Genomic DNA, 16,678 nt, shown 5'->3' on the forward strand with positions numbered 1-16,678 from the left:
GAGCTGGACGGCAAGGAGCGCAAGCAGGTGGAGCGCTGGTTCCGGGACTATGTGCAGCCGGTGCTCTCCCCCATGGTGATGGACAGCCACCACCCCTTTCCCCATCTGCCCTCCAAGAGCCTGAACATTGTCCTGTCCCTCCGCCGGGACGGGGAGCGGCGGTTCGGCCTGGTGTCCATCCCCAGGGCCCTGCCCGCCTTTCTTCAGTTGGAGGAGCGGGGCCTGCGGTACCTGCTCACTGAGCAAATTGTCCTGACTTACGCCGACTCCCTCTTTGACTCCTACCAGATTGAGGAGAAGCATGTCATTTCAGTCACCCGCAACGCGGATATCAGCCCGGAGGACGAGGACTACGACGTGATGGAGGATTTCCGGGAGCACATGCAGAAGGTGCTCAAAAAGCGGGCCCGGCTTGCTCCCGTGCGGCTGGAGGTACAGGGTCACCCCTCCGAGGAGCTTCTGGGCTACCTGTGTCAGCGGCTGGACCTGCCCCGGGAGCATGTGTTCTTCTCCAAGGCCCCTCTGGCCATGGGCTATGTGTACGCCCTGGAGGGCAAGCTGCCCCCGGAGAGCGCCGCCGCCCTGTGCTACACCAAATATATCCCTCAGTGGCCCTCCGGCCTTAACCGCAGCGAGAAGATGATCCCCCAGCTCCTCCGGCGGGATGCCCTGCTTTTCTATCCCTACCACTCCATGGAGCCCTTCCTCCATCTGGTGCGGGAGGCCGCCAACGACCCCTCTGTCCTGGCCATCAAGATCACCATCTACCGCCTGGCTTCCACTGCCAAACTGGTGGAGTACCTGGCGGCGGCAGCGGAGAACGGCAAGGACGTCACTGTGCTCATGGAGCTGCGGGCCCGCTTTGACGAGCAGAACAACATCGCCTGGGCCGAGCGGCTGGAGGAGGCGGGCTGCACAGTGCTCTACGGCTTTGAGCACTACAAGGTCCACTCCAAAATCTGCCTCATCACCCGGCGGGACAAGGCCCGCATCCAGTACATCACCCAGATCGGAACGGGCAACTACAACGAAAAGACCGCCAAGCTGTACACCGACTTCTGCCTGATGACTGCCAGCCCGGCCATCGGCGCCGACGCGGCCGCCTTCTTCCAGAATATGTCCACCTCCAACCTGGAGGGGGATTACCAGCAGCTGCTGGTGGCGCCTCACGGCCTGAAGCCCCGGCTCATGGCGCTGATAGACGAGGAGATTGAAAAGGCCCGGCAGGGCAGGCCCGCCCGCATCTTTATCAAGGTCAACTCAGTCACCGACCGCCACCTCATTGACAAGCTGGCGGAGGCCAGCCAGGCCGGAGTGCCCATTACTATGAACGTGCGGGGTATCTGCTGCCTGCGGCCCGGAGTGCCCGGCCTCACCGACCATATCCGGGTGTTCTCCATCGTAGGTCGCTTCCTGGAGCACCCCCGTATCTACGCCTTCGGCGTTGGGGAGGAGACCAAGCTTTACATCGGCTCAGCCGACCTGATGACCCGCAACACCCAGCGGCGGGTGGAGATCGCCTGCCCGGTCATCGACCCTACGGTCCGGCGGCAGATCAAGCACTATGTGGAGCTGTTCTGCGCCGATAATGTGAAGGCCCGGAACCTGTGTGTAGACGGTACCTATTCCCCTGTGGCCCGGCCAGAGGGGACGCCGCCTCTGGATGCCCAGGCCACCCTGATGGCGGAGGCTCTTCAGGAGGCCGCCTCCACCCAGGCCGCCCCCACCCCGCAGGAGCGCCGTCCCGGCCTGCTGGGGCGTCTGCTGTATTCCCTCAATCGCAAAAAAAGCACGCGCCCGTAGGCGCGTGCTTTTTTACGATCCTATTCCTGCTCCAGAATATCAGACAGCTCCTCTATTCGCTCAATCGGGAAAGGCGGCTGGGCCAGAGGGCGCATGGCAATGGACATCAGCTTTATCGGGCTGTCGTCGGCGGCCACCCGGTTGGAGTGGATGGTTCCACAGCGGCGGCAGCGATGCAGGATGGCCCATTCGCTGTTTTTTCTCACCCAGACTGCCACAGGCTCCATAATCCCGCCGCATTCCGCGGCCCGGTCCCCCGGCTCATCGTCCAGGTGAAGGCTGCTCAGGCAGTAGGGGCAGTGATTCCGGTGGTCTCCGCCTGCTCCGTCGGCAACCACCAGCCGGCCGCATACCTTGCAGGTAAAGCTGTCCCGGCAGGGATGATTCTTATAGTATCCTTTTTCAAAGGTCTTTCTTTTATTCTCGCGATTCAAGGGAAATTCCTCCTAAAAGTTGTTGTTCTGTCACTTTTGGGAGGCTTGGCGGCTTCTATGATACGCAAACCTCCCGGTCAGCGCACAACCACCGAATCAAAATAGCACCTCAAGAATTCTTCACGCACCTTTCCATTTTCCCTGATGTCAAAGAAACCTGTTACACATTGAACCGGAAGAGAACAATATCTCCGTCTTTCATCACGTACTCTTTGCCTTCGGAGCGGACTAAGCCCTTTTCCTTGGCGGCAGCCATGGAGCCGCAGGCCTTCAGGTCCTCAAAGGACACCACCTCGGCCCGGATAAAGCCCCGCTCAAAGTCCGTGTGGATCTTGCCGGCGGCCTGGGGGGCCTTGGTGCCCTTTTTAATCGTCCAGGCCCGGCACTCGTCCTCGCCGGAGGTGAGGAAGGAGATGAGGCCCAGCAGGGTGTAGCTGGCCTTGATGAGCCGGTCCAGACCGGACTCGGCGATGCCCAGGTCGTCCAGGAACATCTTCTTCTCGTCGGCGTCCAGCTCAGCGATTTCAGCCTCCAGCTTGGCGCACACGGGAATCACCTGGGCCCCCTCTTTGGCTGCCAGCTCCTCGACAATCTTGTAATAAGCGTTCCCCTGGCAGTCGGCAAAGCCGTCCTCATCCAGGTTTGCGGCATAGATGATGGGCTTCAGGCTCAGCAGCTCGGAGGTGGCGATGAGGGCGGCGTCGTCCTCGTCGCACTCAAAGGAGCGGGCGGAGTTGCCGTCGTTGAGCCAGTCCTTCAGGGCGGAGAACACCTCCACCTCGTGGAGGTACTTCTTGTCGCCCTTGGCGGCCTTCTGGGCCTTGTCGATGCGCCGCTCCACCATCTCCACGTCGGCCATGATGAGCTCAATATCAATGACACCGATGTCGCCGGCGGGGTCCACGGGCACGTTGGTGCTGGTGTCGGCCACCACGTGCATGATGTTCTCGTCGTCAAAGCAGCGGACCACGTGGACAATGGCGTCGCACTCCCGGATGTTGGCCAGGAACTTGTTGCCCAGGCCCTGGCCCTTGGAGGCGCCCTTTACCAGGCCGGCGATGTCCACAAACTCCACCACCGCGGGGGTGGTCTTCTTGGGGTGATAGAACGCGGAGAGCCAGTCCAGCCGGGCGTCAGGCACGGCCACCACGCCCACGTTGGGGTCGATGGTGCAGAAGGGGTAGTTGGCGCTCTCAGCGCCGGCGTTGGTAATGGCGTTAAACAGGGTGCTCTTGCCCACGTTGGGAAGGCCCACGATTCCCAGTTTCATTGGATAAAAACCCTCTTTCGGTATTTTAGCCCTAGTATTATATATGATTGAGGAGTAAAAAACAAGCCCTTGGCGGGGATGTCCCGTTTCAACGCGCTGGCCCCTGCCAGTACTTTGGATTCACAAATTTGGAATTTAATTTCTTTTTTCAGTCAATTAAGTTAAAAAATCTGAGTCTCCCTTTAATGAGGACCGGGTGTTTCGTATTATTTTCAACTGGAATGAGATATACAAAGGCGGAGATGAGGTCATTGCCCTTGCAGGAAATTCTCATATCAAAATTGGGGACACTAACTATTATGTCGCAATCGGTACTTTCTCAGCCATATTAGAAAATCTGTATTCGCTTTTCAACTATTTTTTGCAATAAAATTGGCAGACACAAGTAAGACCTTTCCTTGAAAAAGGAGGCAGGGATTGGCCGGTATCCCACGCGGTTTTCCCTCCAGTCCAAACGCGATGCAGCCCCGCGGATGGCCGTAAGAGGAGGCCAGTCTGCGGGGCTGCTGTTCCCTCTACATATCAGATAGGCAGCAGGGCGGAGGCGATGTTAAAGTAAACCACCAGGGAGATGGCATCCACAATGGTGGTGATGAGGGGGGCCGCCATAATGGCCGGGTCGGCGTGGAACAGCTTGGCGGCCATGGGCAGCACGCCGCCCACAGTCTTGGCCAGCAGTACGGTGATGAAGAGGGCCAGGGACACCGTGAGGGCGATCATCTCATTGCCGGGATAGGAGAGGATGAGCCGGACGAAGTTGACCGCGCTGAGCACCACGCCCACCAGCACGCTGACCCGCAGCTCCTTCCAGAACACCTTCGCAAAGTCCCTGAGCTGAATCTCGCCCACGGCCATGCCGCGGATGATGAGGGTGCTGCTCTGGCTGCCGGCGTTTCCGCCGGTATCGGTGAGCATCGGGATAAAGGTGACCAGCAGGGGCATGGCGGCAAAAGCAGCCTCGTACTGGCCCAGGATTCCGCCGGTAATCATACCCGAGATCATCAGCACCAGCAGCCACATGATGCGGTGCCTGGCCAGGGTGAAGGCGCTGGTCTTGAGATACGGCTTCTCCGAGGGGGCCATGGCGGCCATCTTCTCAAAGTCCTCGGTGGCCTCCTCCTCCATAACGTCCATACCGTCGTCCACCGTGACGATACCCACCAGCCGGTTCTCCGTGTCCACCACAGGCAGAGAGATGAGATCATACTTCATCATCCGGCCCACTGCTTCCTCCTGGTCCTCGGTGGTCTCGGCGGTGATGACGTCGGTCTTCATCAGGTCCTCTACCCGCTGCTCATCCTTGGCGATGAGCAGCTCCCTCACTGTAATGACGCCCTCCAGGCGGCGGGCATTGTCGGTGACATAGCAGGTGTAGATACTCTCCGAATCCTCGCCGGTACGGCGGATGTGATCAATGGCCTGGGCCACCGTCATGGACTTCTTCAGATCCATGAACTCAGCGGTCATAATGCTGCCCACCGAGTTCTCCGGATAGTTGAGGAACTGGTTGATGAGCTTACGGGTCTCGGGCCGGGCATTTTTCAGCACCCGCTTGACCACATTGGCGGGCAGCTCCTCCAGCATGTCTACCGCGTCGTCCACATAGAGCTCCTCTACAATGGCAGACATCTCCTGGTCGGTGGCGGCGCCCAGAATAACCTCCTGGTTCTCATGGGACAGGTTGGAGAACACCTCCGCCGCCAGCTCTTTGGGCAGTGTGCGGAACACCACCATGGCCTGCTCGGTGGTCAGCTCCTCCATGAACTCGGCGATGTCCACCTCGTTTTCCCGGGCCAGAGCGGCCTGGAGGGCATGGTAATCCCGGCGCTCCAGCAGACCGCGGAGCGCCTCAAAGTTGTTTTTCTTTTCCATCGGATATTCCTCCTGTTAAATGAGATGACAGCGAGGAAGTCACCAAACGGACAAAGCCGCAGCAGGGCTGTGGGACCACAGGTCCAGCCGCCCTCTGCGGCGATATTCAAGCGGGGTCTCTGTCAGGATGAGGAATCCAGGCGGACAGCGCCAGCCCGGACCCGCAAATGAATATCACTGCCCATTTTCGTACTTCGGCCGCATTGGTCCACCTGATTTTCCTCCTTTTCCCTATTATCTAACTGGGTTTTCCCAGCCGCCCTATGAGGATACCATACCCCGCCGGCAAAATCAACCCCTATTTGCTCTTTTTCGCTTATTTTTTCCGAATATGGTCGATTGTTCTCTTTGGCGTCTCTTTATCTCTCTGAATCTTCTCCGCATCTTCTTATTCTTCTGTTTTCGCTCTATTTCAAGCTTCCATTTTTCGGTGTCCCTCAAAACGCGCCAAAATTCTTTCATGTCCCACTTGTAAAGGAGCGGCGGAACGTGTAGAATCGTAGCGCAATATGTTATGTTTTCAGGAGGTGTTCCCATGGGGCTTCTGCGTCCGCCCGGCGACATTACCCAGGGCGTTATCTGGAAGCATCTGATGGCCTTTTTCTTTCCGCTCTGGTTTGGTACCTTCTTTCAACAGCTCTACAATACGGTGGATACCCTGGTGGTGGGCCGCTTTGTGGGTAAGGTTGCGCTGGCGGCAGTGGGCTCCACAGGGGCCCTCGTCAACCTGACGGTAGGTATCTTCACCGGCCTGGCCAGCGGCGCGGTAGTAGCCATCGCTCAGCAGTACGGCGCCCGCCGTTGGGACGATGTCCGCAAGGGTGTCCACACAGCCATGCTCCTCTCTCTGATCATCGGCGCCTTCTTTATGGTGACAGGCTTTCTCCTCACTCCCTGGGCCCTCAGAGTGCTGGGCACCAGAGCGGATGCCTTCCCCGGCGCTGAGCTCTATCTGAAGATCTACTTTCTGGGCATGATTCCCAATGTGGTGTACAACATGGGCACCGGCGTGCTCCGTGCTGTGGGTGACTTCAAGCGGCCGTTGTACTTTCTCATTGCCGCGTCGGTGTGCAATATTGTGCTGGATCTGGTGCTGGTACTGGGCTTCCACTTGGATGTGGCCGGTGTGGCCATCGCCACAGTGTGCTCTCAGGTGCTCTCCGCCGTGCTGGTGGTAGTCTCTCTCATGCGTGCGGATATGACGCCCTATCAGTTTTTCCCAAGGCAGATGCGGCTTTACGCCGATCCCATCCACAGCATTATGGTCATCGGCGTTCCCACTGCCCTCCAATCGGTTATGTACAGCGCCTCCAACCTGTTCATCCAGGCCGCCATCAACTCCATCAGCACCGACGCCGTGGCCGCCTGGACCGCCTACGGCAAGTTGGATGTGTTCTTCTGGATGACCATCACCTCCATGGCCCAATCGCTCACCACCTTCTCTGGTCAGAACTACGGCGCAGGCCGGTACGACCGGGTAAAGAAAAGCGTCTGGGTGTCCGTGGCTCTGACGGCGGTGTTTACCGCTTTTATCAGCACTGTTATGTTTATCTTTGCACGTCCTCTGGTGGGCTTTTTCTGCCCTGACGACGACGTGCTGGCAGTGGGTGTGGAACTGGTGCGGTTCCTGGTGCCCACCTATATCACCTACATCCTCATTGAACTGCTCACCGGCGCCATTCGGGGCGCAGGCAAGTCCCTGGTCCCCATGATCATTTCCGTGCTGGGAGTGTGTGTGCTCCGCCTGGCCTGGCTCTTCTTTGTGGTGCCCAGCCACCATACCCTGCTGATGGTGGCTGCCAGCTACCCCATCACCTGGACGATTACCTCAGTGGCTATCTTTCTCTACTATCGCTTCGGCCGCTGGCTGGAGCCTGAAAGGGCTTCGGCGCAATAAAAAACAGCCCGCTGCTCCCCTGGGGGAGCAGCGGGCTGTTTTCCTTTATGCTCAGACGAGCTGGACGATAGCCATCTCGGCGGCGTCGCCGCGGCGGGGCCCGATCTTGACCACGCGGGTGTAGCCACCCTCGCGGCCCTGATACTTCAGGTTGAGCTCGGAGAAGAGCTTCTTGGCCACGTCCTCCTTGGTGATAAAGGACAGCGCCTGACGGTAGGAAGCCAGGTCGTTCTTCTTGGCCAGGGTGATCATCTTCTCAGCCAGGGGAGCAACCTCCTTGGCGCGGGGCAGGGTGGTCTTAATCTGGCCGTTCTCCAGCAGGTAGGTCACCATGGCGCGAAGCATGGCCTTACGCTGGTCGCTGCGGCGGCCCAGTCTACGATATCCGGACATGAAAAACACTCCTATTCGATTTCACGTACGCAGACGCAAAATTCCTTTTAAATTCGTCCTGAAGAAGGCGCTGCCTTCTCTGGAAAGCGCGCAGAGCGCCCAGGCGGAGCCTGGGGCCGCGAGGGAACGTTACTTGCCCGCGGCCGCCCTCCTAAATGGGGAGAAATTAATTGTCGTCGCTGGCCAGGCTCAGTCCCATCATAGCCAGCTTGTTGACGACCTCTTCCAGGGACTTGCGGCCCAGGTTGCGGACCTTCATCATCTCATCCTCGGTCTTGGAAATCAGATCCTCGACGGTGTTGATGTTGGCGCGCTTGAGGCAGTTGAAGGAACGGACAGACAGATCCAGCTCCTCAATGGTCATCTCCAGCACCTTATCCCGCTGCGCCTCGGCCTTCTCCACCACCGTGGACTTGTTGCCCATGGTCTCGGACAGGTCGGTGAACAGGACAAAGTGGTCGCAGAGGATGCGGGCGCCCAGGCTCACTGCATCCCGGGCGGTGATGGTACCGTTGGTCCACACCTCCAGGGTCAGCTTGTCAAAATCCGTCTGATCCCCTACGCGGGTGGGCTCCACTGTGTAGTTGACCTTGCGCACGGGGGTGTACACAGAGTCCACCGGGATAACGCCGATGATGTTCTGGGCCGGTTTGTTCCGGTCAGCGGGCACATATCCCCGGCCGTGAGACAGGGTCAGCTCCATATTCAGGGATGCGTCAGGACCCAGGGTTGCGATGTGAAGGTCGGGATTCAGGACCTCCACCTCGCCGTCAGCCTTAATGTCGCCGGCCGTGACCTCGCACTCGCCGCTGGCCTCAATATAGACCGTCTTGACGCCCTCACAGTGGAGCTTTGCAATGATGCTCTTCACATTGAGGACAATCTCCGTCACATCCTCCTTCACGCCGGGGATGCTGCAGAACTCATGCTGCACGCCGGCGATCTTGATGGAAGTGACTGCCGTACCGGGCAGAGAAGAGAGGAGAATGCGGCGCAGGGAATTGCCCAGAGTCGTGCCGTAACCACGCTCCAGAGGCTCAACCACATACTTGCCATAGGAGCCGTCGCCAGGGTTCTCCACACATTCGATGCGCGGCTTCTCGATTTCTACCATGTGTTACCCTCCTTTTCGCAGCGGCGGGCCGGGCAGCCCGCCGCCTCTGGTTTTACAGCTCACCAATAATCGAGGGTACGCGCTCTCTTACTTGGAGTACAGCTCGACGATCAGGTGCTCCTCAACAGGCAGATCCACGTCCTCGCGGACGGGCAGCTTGGTGACAGTACCCTTCAGGGTGTTCTTCTCGCGCTCCAGCCACTGGGGCAGCAGCACGTTGGGGGCGTCCTCGCCGGTCAGCTTCTTGAACTTGGCGGAAGAGCGGCTGCTCTCCTTGACCTCGATGACGTCGCCCGCCTTTACCAGGTAGGAGGGGATGTCCACGCGCTGGCCGTTGACAGTGAAGTGGCCGTGGTTGACCAGCTGACGGGCTTCGCGGCGGGTGTTGGCGAAGCCGAGACGGTACACCACGTTGTCCAGGCGGCGCTCCACCAGGATCAGCAGGTTGTCACCGGTCTTGCCGGCCATACGGGTGGCCTTCTCATAGTAGGAGCGGAACTGCTTCTCCATGATGCCGTAGACGAACTTGACCTTCTGCTTCTCAGACAGCTGAAGGGCATACTCGCTCTTCTTCTTTCTCATCTGGCCGCCGGGATTGCGGTTGCTCTCCTTCTTGGCGTAGCCCATAGCGGCAGGAGAAATGCCCAGCGCACGGCAGCGCTTGGCGATAGGCTGCATATTCTTTGCCATTGATTCTTCCTCCTTCTATTACACGCGACGACGCTTGGGCGGACGGCAGCCGTTGTGGGGGATGGGGGTCACGTCCTTGATCAGGGTGACTTCCAGGCCCACGGCCTGCAGGGCGCGGATAGCAGCCTCACGGCCGGCGCCGGGGCCCTTCACGTAGACCTCAACGGTCTTCAGGCCGTGCTCCATGGCAGCCTTGGCGGCAGTCTCGGCGGCGGTCTGAGCGGCGAAGGGGGTGGACTTACGGGAACCGCGGAAGCCCAGGCCGCCGGAGGAGGCCCAGGACAGGGCGTTGCCGCCCATATCGGTCACGGTAACCATGGTGTTGTTGAAGGAGGAGCGGATGTGCACCTGGCCCTTCTCAACGTTCTTACGCTCGCGGCGCTTGCGCACCACTTTCTTGCCCTTGGTATTAGCAGCAGTAGCCATGTGTATCTCCCTCCTTACTTCTTCTTATTGGCGACGGTACGCTTGGGACCCTTGCGGGTACGGGCGTTGGTCTTGCTGCGCTGGCCGCGGACGGGCAGGCCCTTGCGGTGACGGATGCCGCGGTAGCAGCCAATCTCAGTCAGACGCTTGATGTCCATCGCAACGTCGCGACGCAGGTCGCCTTCCACAGTGTAGTTGTGGGCGATGCACTCACGGAGCGCGGCTTCGTCGGCCTCGGTGAGGTCCTTGACGCGGGTATCGGGGTTGATCCCGGTCTCGGCCAGGATCTTGTTGGCGCTGGTGCGCCCGATGCCATAGATATAGGTCAGACCGATTTCGATCCGCTTATCCTTGGGCAGGTCAATGCCGGCAATACGTGCCATATTTCTCGTGCACCTCCACTTAACCTTGTCTCTGCTTGTGCTTGGGGTTCTCGCAAATGACCATGACTTTGCCCTTGCGCTTGATGATCTTGCACTTCTCGCACATGGGCTTCACGGACGGTCTTACTTTCATAATGATAACCTCCTGATAGCCTGATGGCCCCGGCGTGGACGGGGGCAAGGCCCCTCGGCCGCCGGTCGTTGATGGAACGGCGGGTTGTTTCCCGCCATGAGCAGGCAGGCCCTCGCCTTACTTGCTCCGCCAGGTAATCCGGCCCCGGGTCAAGTCGTACGGCGACATCTGTACCGTTACCTTGTCGCCCGGCAGGATCCTGATGAAGTTCATTCTGAGCTTGCCAGAGATATGAGCTAGGATAATGTGCCCATTGCCGATGTCCACCTTAAAGGTGGTGTTGGGCAGGGCTTCGGTGACGACGCCCTCCAGCTCGATCATATCGTCTTTTGCCAAGCGTAATTACCTCCTTGACCTTTGCTTCCGCCCAACTGGTCTCTGACTCTCGCCAGAACCCGCCGCAGCTCCGCATCGGAATGCGGCAGGGCGGACATGGGGTCGGACTCACCGGCCAGCTCCACATGCTTTCTGCGTTTCCGCTTGGGCTGTGTGAGCTTTCGGCCCTTACCGTCGGCCAGCAGCAGAAAATCCCCCTGCGCCTGCGTGACGCAGTAGAGCCTTCCGCTGTCGTGACCGGCCAGGGCGCGCACGATGTGTCCGCTTTGGATCTCCATTCTGTCACCGTCCCTCTCACCCAACGGTGGTCAGGATTTCGGGCTCCTCGCCCTCGGTGATAAGGATTGTGTTTTCATAGTGGGCGGCCAGACTGCCGTCGCAGGTGACGGTGGTCCACTTGTCCTTCAGGACCCGGACCTCCCAGTGTCCGGCGCACACCATGGGCTCCACCGCGATGGTCATACCCGGCTGAAGCCGGACGCCGTGACCGGCGGGGCCGAAATTGGGAACCTCAGGGGGCTCGTGGAGCTTGGCGCCCACGCCGTGACCCACAAAGTCCCGCACCACGGAGTATCCGTTGCCCTCCACATATTTCTGAACCGCATGGGAGATGTCGGAAATCCGGCAGCCGGGGTGGGCGAACTTCATGCCCTCCCAGAAGCTCTGTTCGGTGACACGAATGAGACGCATTGCCTCGTCGCTCACCTGACCGCAGGGATAGGTGCCCGCGCAGTCGCCGTGGAAGCCGTCAATACAGGCCCCTACGTCTACGCTGACGATGTCGCCTTCCTTGAGCACCCGGTGGTCCGGAATGCCATGGATAACCACTTCGTTCACTGAGATGCAGGCCGAGCCGGGAAACCCGGCGTACCCCAGGAAAGAGGGGTGTGCGCCCTGACCCTCGATGAACTTGCGGACTGCGGTGTCAATCTCCAGCGTGGATACGCCGGGACGGACCATGCTGCCCGCCAGCGCCCGGGCCTGGGCGGTAATCCGCCCGGCCCGGCGCATGTGCTCAATTTCACGGGATGACTTAATGGAAATTATTTCCATTTTTACGCCTCCAGAATACGCACAATCGCCTGCGTGGTGGCCTCAATGGTCCCCTGGGCGCCCGGCACCGGGTTCAGCTTGCCCCGGACCTGATAAAAGTCCTTGAGGGGCTCGGTGGACTGGTGATAGATCTCCAGGCGATGACGCACCGTCTCCGGCTTGTCATCGTCCCGCTCAATCAGCTCGCCGCCGCATACGTCGCAGACGTCGGGCACTTTGGGCGGGTTGGACTCAATGTGGAAGGGTGTGCCGCACTGGGAGCAGACGCGACGCCCGTCCATGCGCTTTACGATGTCCTCGTCGGAGACTTCCAGCGAGATGACGTGGTCAAACTCGATGCCGCGCTTCTCCAGCGCCTCCGCCTGGGCGATGGTGCGGGGCACGCCGTCCAGGATATAGCCGCCATTGCAGTCCGGCTGGGCCAGCCGCTCCTCCAGGATGTCCAGAATGACATCATCGGGAACCAGCTTGCCTGCGTCCATAAAGGACTTTGCTTTCAGTCCCACGCTGGTGCCCGCCTTGACGGCGGCGCGCAGGATATTGCCAGTGGAAATAGTGGGGATCCCCAGCTTCTTGCTGAGAATCTCAGCCTGCGTGCCCTTGCCGGCACCAGGCGCTCCCAAGAGAATCAGCTTCATTTCTTCCTCCCTGCGTTTACTCAAGGAAGCCCTTGTAGTGACGCATGAGCATCTGGGCCTCCAGAGCCTTTACGGTCTCCAGAGCAACACCCACAACGATGATGATGGAAGTGCCGCCGATGGACAGGCTGCGGCCCATCTGGGAACCACTGACCAGGTTGATAATGTTGGAGGTGATGATGGGCAGCAGCGCGATGATAGCCAGGTAGATGGCGCCAAACAGGGTGATCTTGTTGAGCACCTTGTGGATGAAGTCGGCGGTGGGCTTGCCGGGCCGGAAGCCGGGCACGAAGCCGCCGTTCTTCTTCAGGTTGTTGGCCACCTCGATGGGGTTGAACTGCATCGTGGCGTAGAAGTAGCTGAAGCCCAGAATCAGCAGGAAGTAGACGATAGCGTAGACCAGGCCGTTGGAGTCGAACACCTTCATAAAGGTGGACTCGCTGCCGCCGGGGATAAAGGCCGCGATGGTGGCGGGCAGAGAGGCAATGGCCTGGGCGAAGATGATGGGCATAACGCCGCTCATGTTCACCTTCAGGGGGATGTGGCTGGACTGGCCGCCGTACATCTTCCGGCCCACCACGCGCTTGGCGTACTGGACGGGGATGCGGCGCTCAGAGTCGTTGATAAAGACGATGAACACCACCAGAGCCAGGATACCGATGACAATCAGGGGAATCATGGCGGGGTGCACCAGGCTGTTGCGGAAGGCCTCGCCCTGGGTGGTACCCATGGCGGAGATCTCGCTGTCGGTCAGGTGCATGGACCACTTCTGCACGCCCTGCACCATGTTCATCAGCATGCTGGGGAAGCGGGACACGATGCCGGCAAACAGGATGACGGAGATGCCGTTGCCGATACCGAACTCGGTAATCTGCTCGCCCAGCCACATCACGAAGGCGGAGCCCGCAGTGAAGGACAGGACAATGATGATACCGGCCAGCCAGGTGGGCAGGTCGCCGCTGACCAGGCCGTTGGCGTTGATCAGGGTGAAGTAGCCGAAGCCCTGAAGCAGGGCGATGGCCACAGTGGTGTAGCGGGTGATGGCCGCGATCTTCTTGCGGCCCTCCTCGCCGCCCTCCTTCTGCATCTGCTCAAGAGCAGGGATGGCGACGGTGAGAAGCTGGATGATAATGGAGCTGTTGATATAAGGCTGTACGCCGAGGGCAAACACAGTGGCCATGGAGAAGGCGTTGCCGCTCATCGCGTTGATAAGACCAAAGATGCTGCCGCTCATGGCGTTCAGGTAGTCCTGAAGGCCTTTCGTGTCAATCCAGGGCACGGGCACCGAAGAACCCAGCCGGAAGATCAGCAGCGCGAAGATGGTAAAGAGAATCTTCTTGCGCAGCTCGGGAATTGCCCAGGCGTTCCTGACGGTCTTAAACACTTAGACCACCTCGTACTTTCCACCTGCCGCGACGATCTTCTCCTTGGCGGAGGCAGAGAAAGCAGAGGCACGGACGATCAGCTTCTTGGTGAGCTCACCGTTGCCGAGCACCTTCACGCCGTACTCACACTTGGAGAGGATACCCTTTTCCAGCAGGTCGCAAACGTTGACGGTGGCTCCATCCTCGAACTTGTTCAGAGCGGAGACGTTGATGGCCTCCAGGGGCTTGGCGAAGATGTTGTTGAAGCCGCGCTTGGGCAGGCGACGAACCAGAGGCATCTGGCCGCCCTCAAAGCCCACGCGGACACCGCCGCCGGAGCGGGCCCACTGGCCCTTCTGGCCGCGGCCAGCGGTCTTGCCGTTGCCGGAGCCGTGACCGCGGCCCTTACGGAACGCGGGGCGGGTGGAGCCGGCAGCGGGAGAGAGTTCATGCAGATTCATTGACGCGCACCTCCTTACTGTTCCTCGGTGACCTGGAGCAGATAGCCGATGGCGGCAATCTTGCCCCGGGTAGCCGGGTTGTCGGGCTGTACGGTCACGTCGCCGATTTTGCGCAGCCCCAGGGCCTCGGCGGTCGCCTTGTGCTTGGCAATGCGGCCGTTCAGGCTCTTGACCAGCTTGATATTCAGGTTAGCCATTGTATAGCCCCTCCTTAACCTACGATTTCTTCCACGCTCTTGCCGCGGACGCGGGCCACTTCCTCAGGACCACGGAGGGACTTGAGGCCCTCGAAGGTGGCGGAGACCACGTTCTGAGGGTTGTTGGAGCGCAGGCACTTGGCGCGGATGTCGCGGATGCCGGCGGCCTCCATGACGGCGCGGACAGGGCCGCCGGCGATGATGCCGGTACCGGGGGCAGCGGGCTTCAGCAGCACGCGGCCGGCGCCGAACTCACCGATGACCTCGTGGGGAATGGTGGTGCCGGAGCGGGTGATGGTGCACATGTTCTTCTTGGCATCCTCAATGCCCTTGCGGATGGCCTCGGGCACCTCGGCGGCCTTGCCGGTGCCGAAGCCGACCCGGCCCTTCTCGTCGCCGACCACCATCAGGGCGGCGAACTTCATCACACGACCGCCCTTGACGGTCTTGCTGACGCGGTTCAGAGAAACGAGCTTCTCGGTGAACTCGCTGGGTTCTCTTTCAAATCTAGCCATGTTCGTTTTCTCCTCCCCTTAAAATTCCAGGCCGCCCTCACGGGCGCCCTCGGCCAGAGCGGCGACGCGGCCATGGTAGACATAGCCGCCGCGGTCGAAGACCACAGTGGTGATGCCGGCGGCCTTGGCGCGCTCGGCAACCATCTGGCCCACCTTCTTGGCGGCCTCGCAGTTGGAGCCGGAGCCCTCAAAGCCCTTCTCCAGAGAGGAAGCGGAGACCAGGGTCTTGCCGTGGACATCGTCGATGACCTGGGCATAGATGTTGGTCTCGCTGCGGAACACGTTCAGACGGGGACGCTCGGGCGTGCCGGCGATCTTGCCGCGCACTCTCTTGTGGCGCTTAAGCCGCTGAGCCTTGGTATTGGGACGATTGATCATAGTGGCACACCTCCTTACTTCTTCTTGACGCCGGTCTTACCTTCCTTGCGGCGGATGACCTCGTCAGTGTATTTGATACCCTTGCCCTTATAAGGCTCGGGCGGACGCTTCTCTCTCACTTCGGCGGCAAACTGGCCCACCTTCTGCTTGTCAGCGCCGCTGATCACGATCTTATTGGGGTTGGGCACGTCGATGGTGATGCCCTCGGGCTCCTCCACGACAACCTGGTGGGAATAGCCCAGGTTCATGACCAGCTTCTTGCCCTCCTTGGCCACACGGTAGCCGACGCCGTTGACGTCCAGCTCCTTCTTGAAGCCCTCGGTCACGCCCACCACCATGTTGTGGAGCAGGCTGCGGGTCAGGCCGTGGAGCGCACGGTTCTCCTTCAGGTCGTTGGGGCGGGTCACGTGGATGACGTTGCCCTCCTGATTAAAGCTCATCGCGGGGTGGAGCTGCTGAGTCAGGGAGCCCTTGGGGCCCTTGACGGTGACGACGTTATTGTCGCCGATCTTCACTTCCACGCCGGCGGGGAGCTCGATCGGCATTCTTCCGATTCTAGACATATCTGAGACTCCTCCTTACCAAACGAATGCAAGGACTTCGCCGCCGACATGGGCCTCGCGGGCCTTCTTGTCGGTCATGACGCCCTTGGAAGTGGACACGATGGCGATACCGAGGCCCTTGAGCACCCGGGGCAGCTCGTCGGCGCCCGCGTAGACGCGCAGGCCGGGCTTGGAGACGCGGCGCAGACCGGAGATGGCCTTCTCCTTGCCGGGGTTGTTGTACTTCAGGGTGACGCGAATGACGCCCTGGGTGCCGTCGTCGATGAGCTGGAAGTTCTTGATATAGCCCTCGTCCAGGAGAATCTGGGCGATGGACTTCTTCATGTTGGACGCGGGGACATCGACGGTGTCATGCTTGGCATTCGAGGCGTTGCGGATGCGGGTGAGCATATCCGCAATGGGATCGGTAATATGCATGAGTGTTACCTCCTATTAGAATTACGGGCATTTGCCCGTATCAGCGGCAAGGTATCGGAGCTAGGCAACTTCGACCTGTTGACCGCCGGCTGGGGTGATATATGAAAATCGAAATTAGGAGTTTGGAATTAGGCGCAGGCCTAATTCCGCATTCCTAACTTCTCATTTCACCGGGATTACCAGGACGCCTTCTTCACGCCGGGAATCTGGCCCTTGTAGGCCAGCTCGCGGAAACAGATACGGCAGATGCCGTAGTCCCGCAGATAGGCGTGGGGACGGCCGCAGATCTTGCAGCGGTTGTAGCGGCGGGTGGAGAACTTGGGCTCCGCCTGCTGCTTCAG

23 protein-coding genes are annotated in these 16,678 nt (G+C 59.9%); 2 read left to right on the forward strand and 21 right to left on the reverse strand.

What is annotated here, in order from left to right; translation table 11 throughout:
• A partial coding sequence (gene ppk1 / locus Q0K06_RS12025) for a polyphosphate kinase 1 (protein WP_294552834.1) occupies positions 1 to 1,803 on the forward strand: 1,803 nt, incomplete at its 5' end.
• Between the two features lie 20 nt (positions 1,804 to 1,823).
• Here ppk1 and Q0K06_RS12030 read toward each other — a convergent pair.
• From Q0K06_RS12030 to mgtE, 3 genes are all read right to left on the reverse strand, one after another.
• Positions 1,824 to 2,237, reverse strand: a complete 414-nt coding sequence (locus Q0K06_RS12030) for an RNHCP domain-containing protein (RefSeq protein ID WP_294552837.1) — start codon at positions 2,235 to 2,237, stop codon at positions 1,824 to 1,826.
• 160 nt (positions 2,238 to 2,397) lie between these two features.
• A complete protein-coding gene (ychF, locus tag Q0K06_RS12035; RefSeq protein WP_294552840.1) occupies positions 2,398 to 3,507 on the reverse strand; it encodes a redox-regulated ATPase YchF in 1,110 nt (369 codons plus the stop codon).
• Positions 3,508 to 4,029: 522 nt separating this feature from the next.
• Positions 4,030 to 5,379, reverse strand: a complete 1,350-nt coding sequence (mgtE, locus tag Q0K06_RS12040) for a magnesium transporter (protein WP_294552843.1) — start codon at positions 5,377 to 5,379, stop codon at positions 4,030 to 4,032.
• 535 nt (positions 5,380 to 5,914) lie between these two features.
• On the opposite strand from mgtE, the gene Q0K06_RS12045 reads away from it, so the two are divergent.
• Complete coding sequence (locus Q0K06_RS12045; protein WP_294552846.1) at positions 5,915 to 7,276, forward strand: MATE family efflux transporter; 1,362 nt, start codon at positions 5,915 to 5,917, stop codon at positions 7,274 to 7,276.
• A 51-nt stretch (positions 7,277 to 7,327) separates the two neighbouring features.
• Here the strand turns inward: Q0K06_RS12045 and rplQ are convergent, their stop codons facing one another.
• The 18 genes from rplQ to Q0K06_RS12135 form a co-directional block, all read right to left on the reverse strand.
• Entirely contained in the window at positions 7,328 to 7,669 is a 342-nt protein-coding gene (gene rplQ / locus Q0K06_RS12050) for a 50S ribosomal protein L17 (protein ID WP_040647170.1), read from the reverse strand.
• A 166-nt stretch (positions 7,670 to 7,835) separates the two neighbouring features.
• Positions 7,836 to 8,783: a DNA-directed RNA polymerase subunit alpha gene (locus tag Q0K06_RS12055; protein WP_006573432.1), complete on the reverse strand. Its 948-nt coding sequence runs from the start codon at positions 8,781 to 8,783 to the stop codon at positions 7,836 to 7,838.
• 87 nt (positions 8,784 to 8,870) lie between these two features.
• Positions 8,871 to 9,473 (reverse strand): 30S ribosomal protein S4, encoded by a 603-nt coding sequence (rpsD, locus tag Q0K06_RS12060; protein ID WP_294552849.1) that lies wholly within the window; start codon positions 9,471 to 9,473, stop codon positions 8,871 to 8,873.
• An 18-nt stretch (positions 9,474 to 9,491) separates the two neighbouring features.
• Positions 9,492 to 9,899, reverse strand: coding sequence for a 30S ribosomal protein S11 (gene rpsK / locus Q0K06_RS12065; protein WP_006573430.1), 408 nt, complete (start codon positions 9,897 to 9,899; stop codon positions 9,492 to 9,494).
• Positions 9,900 to 9,913: 14 nt separating this feature from the next.
• Positions 9,914 to 10,282: a 30S ribosomal protein S13 gene (gene rpsM, locus Q0K06_RS12070; RefSeq protein WP_191540250.1), complete on the reverse strand. Its 369-nt coding sequence runs from the start codon at positions 10,280 to 10,282 to the stop codon at positions 9,914 to 9,916.
• Between the two features lie 19 nt (positions 10,283 to 10,301).
• A complete protein-coding gene (rpmJ, locus tag Q0K06_RS12075; protein WP_006573428.1) occupies positions 10,302 to 10,415 on the reverse strand; it encodes a 50S ribosomal protein L36 in 114 nt (37 codons plus the stop codon).
• Positions 10,416 to 10,532: 117 nt separating this feature from the next.
• Positions 10,533 to 10,751, reverse strand: a complete 219-nt coding sequence (gene infA, locus Q0K06_RS12080; RefSeq protein WP_040647168.1) for a translation initiation factor IF-1 — start codon at positions 10,749 to 10,751, stop codon at positions 10,533 to 10,535.
• The gene (locus Q0K06_RS12085; RefSeq protein WP_294552851.1) at positions 10,733 to 11,029 is read right to left on the reverse strand and encodes a KOW domain-containing RNA-binding protein; all 297 of its coding nucleotides are present in this window, start codon (positions 11,027 to 11,029) and stop codon (positions 10,733 to 10,735) included. Before Q0K06_RS12085 ends, infA begins: the two co-directional genes overlap by 19 nt.
• Positions 11,030 to 11,045: 16 nt before the next feature.
• Complete coding sequence (gene map / locus Q0K06_RS12090) at positions 11,046 to 11,798, reverse strand: type I methionyl aminopeptidase (RefSeq protein WP_294552869.1); 753 nt, start codon at positions 11,796 to 11,798, stop codon at positions 11,046 to 11,048.
• Positions 11,799 to 11,806: 8 nt separating this feature from the next.
• Positions 11,807 to 12,442: an adenylate kinase gene (locus tag Q0K06_RS12095; RefSeq protein WP_294552854.1), complete on the reverse strand. Its 636-nt coding sequence runs from the start codon at positions 12,440 to 12,442 to the stop codon at positions 11,807 to 11,809.
• Between the two features lie 16 nt (positions 12,443 to 12,458).
• Entirely contained in the window at positions 12,459 to 13,826 is a 1,368-nt protein-coding gene (secY, locus tag Q0K06_RS12100) for a preprotein translocase subunit SecY (RefSeq protein ID WP_294552857.1), read from the reverse strand.
• Positions 13,827 to 14,267 carry a 50S ribosomal protein L15 gene (gene rplO / locus Q0K06_RS12105; protein ID WP_191540247.1) on the reverse strand — a complete coding sequence of 147 codons (441 nt, stop codon included), beginning with the start codon at positions 14,265 to 14,267 and terminating at the stop codon, positions 13,827 to 13,829.
• 14 nt (positions 14,268 to 14,281) lie between these two features.
• On the reverse strand, positions 14,282 to 14,464 hold the full coding sequence (gene rpmD, locus Q0K06_RS12110; protein WP_294552860.1) for a 50S ribosomal protein L30: 183 nt from the start codon (positions 14,462 to 14,464) through the stop codon (positions 14,282 to 14,284).
• Between the two features lie 14 nt (positions 14,465 to 14,478).
• Positions 14,479 to 14,979 carry a 30S ribosomal protein S5 gene (gene rpsE / locus Q0K06_RS12115; RefSeq protein WP_006573420.1) on the reverse strand — a complete coding sequence of 167 codons (501 nt, stop codon included), beginning with the start codon at positions 14,977 to 14,979 and terminating at the stop codon, positions 14,479 to 14,481.
• An 18-nt stretch (positions 14,980 to 14,997) separates the two neighbouring features.
• A complete protein-coding gene (gene rplR, locus Q0K06_RS12120) occupies positions 14,998 to 15,357 on the reverse strand; it encodes a 50S ribosomal protein L18 (RefSeq protein WP_294552863.1) in 360 nt (119 codons plus the stop codon).
• Between the two features lie 14 nt (positions 15,358 to 15,371).
• A complete protein-coding gene (gene rplF, locus Q0K06_RS12125) occupies positions 15,372 to 15,920 on the reverse strand; it encodes a 50S ribosomal protein L6 (RefSeq protein WP_294552866.1) in 549 nt (182 codons plus the stop codon).
• 15 nt (positions 15,921 to 15,935) lie between these two features.
• Entirely contained in the window at positions 15,936 to 16,337 is a 402-nt protein-coding gene (gene rpsH / locus Q0K06_RS12130) for a 30S ribosomal protein S8 (RefSeq protein ID WP_006573417.1), read from the reverse strand.
• Positions 16,338 to 16,513: 176 nt separating this feature from the next.
• The coding region (locus Q0K06_RS12135; protein ID WP_294552872.1) for a type Z 30S ribosomal protein S14 at positions 16,514 to 16,678 on the reverse strand (165 nt) is incomplete at its 5' end.

This window comes from uncultured Pseudoflavonifractor sp., from assembly GCF_944387805.1.
GTDB lineage: Bacteria > Bacillota > Clostridia > Oscillospirales > Oscillospiraceae > Pseudoflavonifractor.

Coding starts and splice junctions, on each gene's coding strand:
- ychF (WP_294552840.1), bottom strand. CDS start 3,507: ATGAAACTGGGAATCGTGGGCCTTCCCAACGTGGGCAAGAGCACCCTG.
- mgtE (WP_294552843.1), bottom strand. CDS start 5,379: ATGGAAAAGAAAAACAACTTTGAGGCGCTCCGCGGTCTGCTGGAGCGC.
- Q0K06_RS12045 (WP_294552846.1), top strand. CDS start 5,915: ATGGGGCTTCTGCGTCCGCCCGGCGACATTACCCAGGGCGTTATCTGG.
- rplQ (WP_040647170.1), bottom strand. CDS start 7,669: ATGTCCGGATATCGTAGACTGGGCCGCCGCAGCGACCAGCGTAAGGCC.
- Q0K06_RS12055 (WP_006573432.1), bottom strand. CDS start 8,783: ATGGTAGAAATCGAGAAGCCGCGCATCGAATGTGTGGAGAACCCTGGC.
- rpsD (WP_294552849.1), bottom strand. CDS start 9,473: ATGGCAAAGAATATGCAGCCTATCGCCAAGCGCTGCCGTGCGCTGGGC.
- rpsK (WP_006573430.1), bottom strand. CDS start 9,899: ATGGCTACTGCTGCTAATACCAAGGGCAAGAAAGTGGTGCGCAAGCGC.
- rpsM (WP_191540250.1), bottom strand. CDS start 10,282: ATGGCACGTATTGCCGGCATTGACCTGCCCAAGGATAAGCGGATCGAA.
- rpmJ (WP_006573428.1), bottom strand. CDS start 10,415: ATGAAAGTAAGACCGTCCGTGAAGCCCATGTGCGAGAAGTGCAAGATC.
- Q0K06_RS12085 (WP_294552851.1), bottom strand. CDS start 11,029: ATGGAGATCCAAAGCGGACACATCGTGCGCGCCCTGGCCGGTCACGAC.
- Q0K06_RS12095 (WP_294552854.1), bottom strand. CDS start 12,442: ATGAAGCTGATTCTCTTGGGAGCGCCTGGTGCCGGCAAGGGCACGCAG.
- rplO (WP_191540247.1), bottom strand. CDS start 14,267: ATGAATCTGCATGAACTCTCTCCCGCTGCCGGCTCCACCCGCCCCGCG.
- rpmD (WP_294552860.1), bottom strand. CDS start 14,464: ATGGCTAACCTGAATATCAAGCTGGTCAAGAGCCTGAACGGCCGCATT.
- rpsE (WP_006573420.1), bottom strand. CDS start 14,979: ATGGCTAGATTTGAAAGAGAACCCAGCGAGTTCACCGAGAAGCTCGTT.
- rplR (WP_294552863.1), bottom strand. CDS start 15,357: ATGATCAATCGTCCCAATACCAAGGCTCAGCGGCTTAAGCGCCACAAG.
- rplF (WP_294552866.1), bottom strand. CDS start 15,920: ATGTCTAGAATCGGAAGAATGCCGATCGAGCTCCCCGCCGGCGTGGAA.
- rpsH (WP_006573417.1), bottom strand. CDS start 16,337: ATGCATATTACCGATCCCATTGCGGATATGCTCACCCGCATCCGCAAC.